This is a genomic window from Pseudomonas sp. P7758, assembly GCF_013386485.1.
Lineage (GTDB): Bacteria > Pseudomonadota > Gammaproteobacteria > Pseudomonadales > Pseudomonadaceae > Aquipseudomonas.
This window is the reverse complement of sequence record NZ_JACARS010000049.1, coordinates 1-5,500: the sequence shown is the minus strand read 5'-3', so window position 1 is coordinate 5,500 and position 5,500 is coordinate 1. Positions and strand designations below refer to the sequence as shown.

2 tRNA genes and 2 rRNA genes are annotated in these 5,500 nt (G+C 51.1%); all 4 read left to right on the top strand.

The features are described from left to right. Positions 1 to 445: 445 nt before the first annotated feature. The 4 genes from HX873_RS10630 (at position 446) to HX873_RS10615 (ending at position 5,374) form a co-directional block, all read left to right on the top strand. Positions 446 to 1,982: ribosomal RNA gene (locus tag HX873_RS10630) — 16S ribosomal RNA — on the top strand. Positions 1,983 to 2,065: 83 nt separating this feature from the next. Continuing rightward, positions 2,066 to 2,142, top strand: a tRNA-Ile gene (locus HX873_RS10625). A gap of 30 nt (positions 2,143 to 2,172) precedes the next feature. Further along, positions 2,173 to 2,248, top strand: a tRNA-Ala gene (locus HX873_RS10620). A gap of 232 nt (positions 2,249 to 2,480) precedes the next feature. Then, positions 2,481 to 5,374, top strand: a 23S ribosomal RNA gene (locus tag HX873_RS10615). The 16S and 23S rRNA genes sit together here with 2 tRNA genes alongside, the layout of an rRNA operon. Positions 5,375 to 5,500: the final 126 nt, after the last annotated feature.

Below are 5,500 nucleotides of genomic sequence, written 5' to 3'. Positions count from 1 at the left end.
CGACAGCGAGCTGCTTCAGATCATCGAAGCCCAGAAGGAGTTAGTAAGGCAGTGTTGTTTGGCCCTATTAACGGTTCGATCTTCTCGGTCGAAAGCGGAGAAAAAGAGGTGTTGACAGCAGCGTGTAACGCTGTAGAATTCGCCTCCCGCTAACGAGAGATCGGAAGCGCAAGTGGTTGAAGTTACAAAGGAAACTTTGAAAACTTCTGAAAATAATCACTTGACAGCAAATGAGGCTGCTGTAGAATGCGCGCCTCGGTTGAGACGAAAGATCTTAACCAACCGCTCTTTAACAACTGAATCAAGCAATTCGTGTGGGTGCTTGTGGAGTCAGACTGATAGTCAACAAGATTATCAGCATCACAAGTTACTCCGCGAGAAATCAAAGATGTAACCAACGATTGCTGAGCCAAGTTTAGGGTTTCTTAAAAACCCAAAGATGTTTGAACTGAAGAGTTTGATCATGGCTCAGATTGAACGCTGGCGGCAGGCCTAACACATGCAAGTCGAGCGGTAGAGAGAAGCTTGCTTCTCTTGAGAGCGGCGGACGGGTGAGTAATGCCTAGGAATCTGCCTGGTAGTGGGGGATAACGTCCGGAAACGGACGCTAATACCGCATACGTCCTACGGGAGAAAGCAGGGGACCTTCGGGCCTTGCGCTATCAGATGAGCCTAGGTCGGATTAGCTAGTTGGTGGGGTAATGGCTCACCAAGGCGACGATCCGTAACTGGTCTGAGAGGATGATCAGTCACACTGGAACTGAGACACGGTCCAGACTCCTACGGGAGGCAGCAGTGGGGAATATTGGACAATGGGCGAAAGCCTGATCCAGCCATGCCGCGTGTGTGAAGAAGGTCTTCGGATTGTAAAGCACTTTAAGTTGGGAGGAAGGGCAGTAAATTAATACTTTGCTGTTTTGACGTTACCGACAGAATAAGCACCGGCTAACTCTGTGCCAGCAGCCGCGGTAATACAGAGGGTGCAAGCGTTAATCGGAATTACTGGGCGTAAAGCGCGCGTAGGTGGTTCGTTAAGTTGGATGTGAAATCCCCGGGCTCAACCTGGGAACTGCATTCAAAACTGACGAGCTAGAGTATGGTAGAGGGTGGTGGAATTTCCTGTGTAGCGGTGAAATGCGTAGATATAGGAAGGAACACCAGTGGCGAAGGCGACCACCTGGACTGATACTGACACTGAGGTGCGAAAGCGTGGGGAGCAAACAGGATTAGATACCCTGGTAGTCCACGCCGTAAACGATGTCAACTAGCCGTTGGGAGCCTTGAGCTCTTAGTGGCGCAGCTAACGCATTAAGTTGACCGCCTGGGGAGTACGGCCGCAAGGTTAAAACTCAAATGAATTGACGGGGGCCCGCACAAGCGGTGGAGCATGTGGTTTAATTCGAAGCAACGCGAAGAACCTTACCAGGCCTTGACATCCAATGAACTTTCTAGAGATAGATTGGTGCCTTCGGGAACATTGAGACAGGTGCTGCATGGCTGTCGTCAGCTCGTGTCGTGAGATGTTGGGTTAAGTCCCGTAACGAGCGCAACCCTTGTCCTTAGTTACCAGCACGTAATGGTGGGCACTCTAAGGAGACTGCCGGTGACAAACCGGAGGAAGGTGGGGATGACGTCAAGTCATCATGGCCCTTACGGCCTGGGCTACACACGTGCTACAATGGTCGGTACAGAGGGTTGCCAAGCCGCGAGGTGGAGCTAATCCCAGAAAACCGATCGTAGTCCGGATCGCAGTCTGCAACTCGACTGCGTGAAGTCGGAATCGCTAGTAATCGCGAATCAGAATGTCGCGGTGAATACGTTCCCGGGCCTTGTACACACCGCCCGTCACACCATGGGAGTGGGTTGCACCAGAAGTAGCTAGTCTAACCTTCGGGGGGACGGTTACCACGGTGTGATTCATGACTGGGGTGAAGTCGTAACAAGGTAGCCGTAGGGGAACCTGCGGCTGGATCACCTCCTTAATCGACGACATCAGCTGCTCCATAAGTTCCCACACGAATTGCTTGATTCATTGAAGAAGACGATAAAGAAGCAGCCCGAAATTGGGTCTGTAGCTCAGTTGGTTAGAGCGCACCCCTGATAAGGGTGAGGTCGGCAGTTCGAATCTGCCCAGACCCACCAATTTTGTGTGGGAAACGCCTGTAGAAATACGGGGCCATAGCTCAGCTGGGAGAGCGCCTGCCTTGCACGCAGGAGGTCAACGGTTCGATCCCGTTTGGCTCCACCACTACTGCTTCTGTCTTGAAAGCTTAGAAATGAGCATTCCATCGATATGATGGTGAATGTTGATTTCTAGTCTTTGATTAGATCGTTCTTTAAAAATTTGGGTATGTGATAGAAAGATAGACTGAACGTTACTTTCACTGGTAACGGATCAGGCTAAGGTAAAATTTGTAAGTAATTGCGAATTTTCGGCGAATGTCGTCTTCACAGTATAACCAGATTGCTTGGGGTTATATGGTCAAGTGAAGAAGCGCATACGGTGGATGCCTTGGCAGTCAGAGGCGATGAAAGACGTGGTAGCCTGCGAAAAGCTTCGGGGAGTCGGCAAACAGACTTTGATCCGGAGATGTCTGAATGGGGGAACCCAACCATCATAAGATGGTTACCTTACACTGAATACATAGGTGTATGGAGCGAACCAGGGGAACTGAAACATCTAAGTACCCTGAGGAAAAGAAATCAACCGAGATTCCCTTAGTAGTGGCGAGCGAACGGGGACTAGCCCTTAAGTGGCTTTGAGATTAGCGGAACGCTCTGGAAAGTGCGGCCATAGTGGGTGATAGCCCTGTACGCGAAAATCTCTTAGTCATGAAATCGAGTAGGACGGAGCACGAGAAACTTTGTCTGAATATGGGGGGACCATCCTCCAAGGCTAAATACTACTGACTGACCGATAGTGAACTAGTACCGTGAGGGAAAGGCGAAAAGAACCCCGGAGAGGGGAGTGAAATAGATCCTGAAACCGTATGCGTACAAGCAGTGGGAGCAGACTTTGTTCTGTGACTGCGTACCTTTTGTATAATGGGTCAGCGACTTATTTTCAGTGGCGAGCTTAACCGAATAGGGGAGGCGTAGCGAAAGCGAGTCTTAATAGGGCGTCTAGTCGCTGGGAATAGACCCGAAACCGGGCGATCTATCCATGGGCAGGTTGAAGGTTGGGTAACACTAACTGGAGGACCGAACCGACTACCGTTGAAAAGTTAGCGGATGACCTGTGGATCGGAGTGAAAGGCTAATCAAGCTCGGAGATAGCTGGTTCTCCTCGAAAGCTATTTAGGTAGCGCCTCATGTATCACTGTAGGGGGTAGAGCACTGTTTCGGCTAGGGGGTCATCCCGACTTACCAAACCGATGCAAACTCCGAATACCTACAAGTGCCGAGCATGGGAGACACACGGCGGGTGCTAACGTCCGTCGTGAAAAGGGAAACAACCCAGACCGTCAGCTAAGGTCCCAAAGTTATGGTTAAGTGGGAAACGATGTGGGAAGGCTTAGACAGCTAGGAGGTTGGCTTAGAAGCAGCCACCCTTTAAAGAAAGCGTAATAGCTCACTAGTCGAGTCGGCCTGCGCGGAAGATGTAACGGGGCTCAAACCATACACCGAAGCTACGGGTATCACCTTCGGGTGATGCGGTAGAGGAGCGTTCTGTAAGCCTGTGAAGGTGAGTTGAGAAGCTTGCTGGAGGTATCAGAAGTGCGAATGCTGACATGAGTAACGATAATGGGTGTGAAAAACACCCACGCCGAAAGACCAAGGTTTCCTGCGCAACGTTAATCGACGCAGGGTTAGTCGGTCCCTAAGGCGAGGCTGAAAAGCGTAGTCGATGGAAAACAGGTTAATATTCCTGTACTTCTGGTTATTGCGATGGAGGGACGGAGAAGGCTAGGCCAGCTTGGCGTTGGTTGTCCAAGTTTAAGGTGGTAGGCTGGAATCTTAGGTAAATCCGGGATTCTAAGGCCGAGAGCTGATGACGAGTCATCTTTTAGATGACGAAGTGGTTGATGCCATGCTTCCAAGAAAAGCTTCTAAGCTTCAGGTAACCAGGAACCGTACCCCAAACCGACACAGGTGGTTGGGTAGAGAATACCAAGGCGCTTGAGAGAACTCGGGTGAAGGAACTAGGCAAAATGGCACCGTAACTTCGGGAGAAGGTGCGCCGGTGAGGGTGAAGGACTTGCTCCGTAAGCTCATGCCGGTCGAAGATACCAGGCCGCTGCGACTGTTTATTAAAAACACAGCACTCTGCAAACACGAAAGTGGACGTATAGGGTGTGACGCCTGCCCGGTGCCGGAAGGTTAATTGATGGGGTTAGCTAACGCGAAGCTCTTGATCGAAGCCCCGGTAAACGGCGGCCGTAACTATAACGGTCCTAAGGTAGCGAAATTCCTTGTCGGGTAAGTTCCGACCTGCACGAATGGCGTAACGATGGCGGCGCTGTCTCCACCCGAGACTCAGTGAAATTGAAATCGCTGTGAAGATGCAGTGTATCCGCGGCTAGACGGAAAGACCCCGTGAACCTTTACTATAGCTTTGCACTGGACTTTGAATTTGCTTGTGTAGGATAGGTGGGAGGCTTTGAAGCGTGGACGCCAGTTCGCGTGGAGCCAACCTTGAAATACCACCCTGGCAACTTTGAGGTTCTAACTCAGGTCCGTTATCCGGATCGAGGACAGTGTATGGTGGGTAGTTTGACTGGGGCGGTCTCCTCCTAAAGAGTAACGGAGGAGTACGAAGGTGCGCTCAGACCGGTCGGAAATCGGTCGTAGAGTATAAAGGCAAAAGCGCGCTTGACTGCGAGACAGACACGTCGAGCAGGTACGAAAGTAGGTCTTAGTGATCCGGTGGTTCTGTATGGAAGGGCCATCGCTCAACGGATAAAAGGTACTCCGGGGATAACAGGCTGATACCGCCCAAGAGTTCATATCGACGGCGGTGTTTGGCACCTCGATGTCGGCTCATCACATCCTGGGGCTGAAGCCGGTCCCAAGGGTATGGCTGTTCGCCATTTAAAGTGGTACGCGAGCTGGGTTTAGAACGTCGTGAGACAGTTCGGTCCCTATCTGCCGTGGACGTTTGAGATTTGAGAGGGGCTGCTCCTAGTACGAGAGGACCGGAGTGGACGAACCTCTGGTGTTCCGGTTGTCACGCCAGTGGCATTGCCGGGTAGCTATGTTCGGAATAGATAACCGCTGAAAGCATCTAAGCGGGAAACTAGCCTCAAGATGAGATCTCACTGGAACCTTGAGTTCCCTGAAGGGCCGTCGAAGACTACGACGTTGATAGGTTGGGTGTGTAAGCGCTGTGAGGCGTTGAGCTAACCAATACTAATTGCCCGTGAGGCTTGACCATATAACACCCAAGCAATTTGCGTCGAAGAGACCAGATTGCGGTGTGTGAAGACGAAACGAACCGAAAGTTCGAGATCTTGCAAAACACCGAAAGCTATCACATACCCAATTTGCTGAAGCGAGGCCA